General features: G+C 35.1%; 2 protein-coding genes. Both read left to right on the top strand.

The genetic code is table 11. From position 1 onward, the window contains the following. Positions 1-250 precede the first annotated feature (250 nt). A complete protein-coding gene (locus E1163_RS04435; RefSeq protein ID WP_155169921.1) occupies positions 251-682 on the top strand; it encodes a DUF4262 domain-containing protein in 432 nt (143 codons plus the stop codon). Between the two features lie 370 nt (positions 683-1052). Next, positions 1053-2285: a porin family protein gene (locus E1163_RS31520; RefSeq protein ID WP_155169923.1), complete on the top strand. Its 1233-nt coding sequence runs from the start codon at positions 1053-1055 to the stop codon at positions 2283-2285. Positions 2286-2420 lie beyond the last annotated feature (135 nt).

Consider the following 2420-nt stretch of genomic DNA (forward strand, 5'->3'; position numbering starts at 1 on the left):
TTGAATTACGACGATAGTGAATTTGAATTTAAAATTCAAAATGATGAATTCATGAAAAATGAAATACGAGCGCAAAGGGATTTTTTCTCAAGGATCAAAGCTTCCGACTTTACATCCTTGAGAAGCAATATAACCTTTGATGAAATCATAAAACTGGACTTGCTGATATAAATAGAAGCCTTTGAAGCAATGCAAGGCTTTTAGGCAAATAGTAGTGAGGACGACCTATTTGTAAATAAAAAAGTAAAAAATGACAAGCGAAGAAAAAATAGTCAGTGATATAAAATCTTATGGCTGGCACATTATTAGTGTGTTTGAAGGAAGTGAGAGCTACCAATTTTCCTATACAATCGGATTATATAGAACATATAATGTGCCCGAATTGGTTATATCAGGTTTGCCCCGAGAGATAAGTTGTTCGATCCTGAGTCATATTGTTGAAGATATAAAGAGTGGTAAAAGAGTAGGTGCAAATATGAAGTCAGCAGATTATATAGAAGGATATAGCTGTTACTTTGGTTTGGTAGATAAACCAAAGTATGCAGAGTACTTCGGGAAGGCTCTTTGGTATTATAATGGCGATAACTTTCCAATGTTACAATGTGTATGGCCCAATAGTGATAACCTCTTTCCATGGGAAACGAAAATGGTATTTAATCAGGATATTTTATTCAATAATTAGAGAAGCTTCTGAAATTATTTTTCGTTCGAACATGGAGGGAAGAACAGACTCACCATCTGTCCTTAGTCTTCAGGCAGGGTGACTAAGGACTAGTAAATGAAATATAGTGTCTGAGACACGGCAAACGAAGAAACATAGGAATTTACTTCCGTGATAAATTAAAAAATACAAAGCCTTGCAGAGATGCAGGACTTTTTTTCATGAATAAGCCACCGAATCCTGAATAGGGCTCAGGCTACAATATAATGCTGCCCGAAGATATATAATTATTAAAATATTTATTTTATTTCATTTAATAAAATATTTTTGTTGTCAATTAATCAAAACTAATCTTATACATCAACTTATGAATTGCAAACCACAAATTTTAGTGCTATTACTAATGATAGCAGCTCAGTCCGTATTTGCCCAAAAAAATTACATCCCCGGAAAGATATTTACACTTGATAATGATACCATAACCGGCCTAATTGACTATAGAAATTGGAAGAAAAACCCTGACGCTATTAGTTTCAAAAAATCAGAAGCTGGTGAAGTGGATGTTTATTCGTATTTGGATATACATGGTTTTGCGGTAAACAATGAGGTATATGTTAGTGCCATAATTGATTCTGAGATAAGTCCCTTTAGGGCAAATGAATTAACTGAGGATCCTGCTCTTAATATTCGCACCGACACCACATTTTTATTGACAATTTTTGAAGGACGTAAAAGTCTCTATTCTAATGTCAATGATAAAGGAAATGTAAACTTTTATATCAAAAATGGAAAGAATTTCGAATTGCTGGTCTATAAGGTATTTCTGAAAGAAGGAAGCTATCCGTCAGTTAAGATGGAGAATAAAAAATTTACAGGCCAATTAAAAGTCTACCTGAACGACTGTAAAAATATAGATAGTCAACTCTCTAATCTTCAATATAAGCAAGGAAGCCTGACAGGTCTTTTTAATTACTATTACTCCTGCGTGCAATCCTATCCATCTTACGAAAAAAAGAAAGAAAAAGCAAAAGTTCATATTGGAAGTTTGGCGGGTTTAAGCCTTACATCTATCAGCTTTGAGAGTAAAGAATTTGAAGCACTGACCAATACAGACTTTAAGAACTCGGTACGGCCTACACTGGGTGTTTTCATTGACTTTGGTCTTCAAAGGAATAATGAAAAATGGTCTATAAACAATGAACTGCTATTCACCTCATATAAATTTTCAGAAAAGTACGAGCGATATGATAATGAAGCCAACTCATATTCAACATCCATAGACTTAGGTTTATCGTATTTACGCTTAAATAATATGGTGCGGTACACGTATCCCTTTGCTAAGCTTCATGCATTTTTCAATATAGGGATGAGCAACGGATTGGTAATAAAAGAAACCAACTCTCAAGAAGGCGTGATGGTAATTAACACGATTAGTAATCCTCGATCCGGAGAAATAATAGAAGATGTAAGAAAACATGAACAAGGATTTCTTTTTGGGGCAGGCATTAGGCGTGCAAATAGCCTGCTGGAACTAAGGTATGAAATGGGTAGTGGTATGTCCAAACTTGTTTCGTTGGATTCTCAAAGAAGAACGCTTTATGTTCTTTGGGCTTATAGATTCTGATAGTGTAGTGGGATCAAATGTTAAACTGATATAGCCCCTATCCGGCCTAAGGAATAATGCAGCGATCCTTAGACCCATAATGAAGTAGGGCGTCCGCCCGAACTGGTTTTATTGCAGAGGATTGAATATTAGAGA

The organism is Fulvivirga kasyanovii (assembly GCF_009711405.1).
Lineage (GTDB): Bacteria > Bacteroidota > Bacteroidia > Cytophagales > Cyclobacteriaceae > Fulvivirga > Fulvivirga kasyanovii.